This is a genomic window from Streptomyces nogalater, from assembly GCF_039532885.1.
GTDB classification, from domain to species: domain Bacteria; phylum Actinomycetota; class Actinomycetes; order Streptomycetales; family Streptomycetaceae; genus Streptomyces; species Streptomyces nogalater.
The window spans coordinates 1-988 of the sequence record NZ_BAAASM010000038.1 but is presented as its reverse complement, the minus strand read 5'-3'; the positions used below and the strand labels follow the sequence as shown (position 1 = coordinate 988).

2 protein-coding genes are annotated in these 988 nt (G+C 63.8%); both read right to left on the bottom strand.

Features of this window, described 5'->3' with window-relative positions; translation table 11 throughout:
- Positions 1–91: 91 nt before the first annotated feature.
- Complete coding sequence (ilvN, locus tag ABD350_RS26795; RefSeq protein WP_344350978.1) at positions 92–616, bottom strand: acetolactate synthase small subunit; 525 nt, start codon at positions 614–616, stop codon at positions 92–94.
- Positions 617–618: 2 nt separating this feature from the next.
- The coding region (locus ABD350_RS26790) for a thiamine pyrophosphate-dependent enzyme (RefSeq protein ID WP_344350977.1) at positions 619–988 on the bottom strand (370 nt) is incomplete at its 5' end.

Here is a 988-nt window from a genome sequence, read left to right as displayed (position 1 = left end):
GCGACCTTGCGGCCCTGGATGATGGACAGGTCGGCGTCAGCGTCGTAGAACAGCTCGGCCACTTCGAGTTCTCCTTGATCAGAGTGGACGGTCAAGCGATGCGCTCAAGTTCGTAGGCCGCACGGTGGCTGATGGAGTCGGCGCCACGGCCGATCGCGATCGTGCCGGACTGGACGAGTTCCGTGATGCCGTACGGCTCCAGCATCTTGAGCAGGGCGGACAGCTTGTCGCTGGTACCGGTCGCCTCGATGGTCACGGCCTCCGGGGAGACGTCCACGGTCTTGGCGCGGAACAGCTGGACGATCTCGATGATCTGAGGCCGTGTACGGTTATCGGCTCGGATCTTGGCTAGCACCAGTCCGCGCTCGACAGCGGAATCCCGCTCCAACTCGACGATTCTCAGGACATTGACCAGCTTGCTGACCTGCCTGACGACTTGTTCGAGGAGGTCGTCCTCGGCGTGGACCACGATGGTGATCCGTCCGATGGCCGGGTGTTCAGTCAGTCCTTCGGCGAGGGAGTCTATGTTGAAGCCTCGGCGGGAAAAGAGGGCAGCGATGCGGGCGAGGATGCCCGGCGTGTTCTCCACCAGGACGGAGAGTGTGTGCTTCGCCATGGTCACATCGGAGTCTCTGCAGTGAAGTCCTCAGCGGCGTCATCGAAGAGAGGGCGAACGTCGCGAGCGGCCATGATCTCGTCGTTGGAGGCGCCGGCGGCGACCATCGGCCAGACCATCGCGTCCTCGTGGACGATGAAGTCGACCACTACGGGCTGGTCATTGATCGAGTTAGCCTTCGCTATCACGGTGTCAAGGTCAGCCGCGTCTTCACAGCGCATCGCGACGCAGCCCATCGCCTCGGACAGCTTCACGAAGTCCGGCACCCGGGTGCCGTGCGCCCGAGCGCTGGGCTCGCCGCGGAGTTGGGTGTTGGAGTAGCGCTGGTTGTAGAAGAGGGTCTGCCACTGGCGGACCATCCCGAGGGCGCCG

Bases quoted from the DNA above. Each gene is read 5' to 3' on its own strand.
- ilvN (WP_344350978.1), bottom strand. From the start codon at position 616: ATGGCGAAGCACACACTCTCCGTCCTGGTGGAGAACACGCCGGGCATC.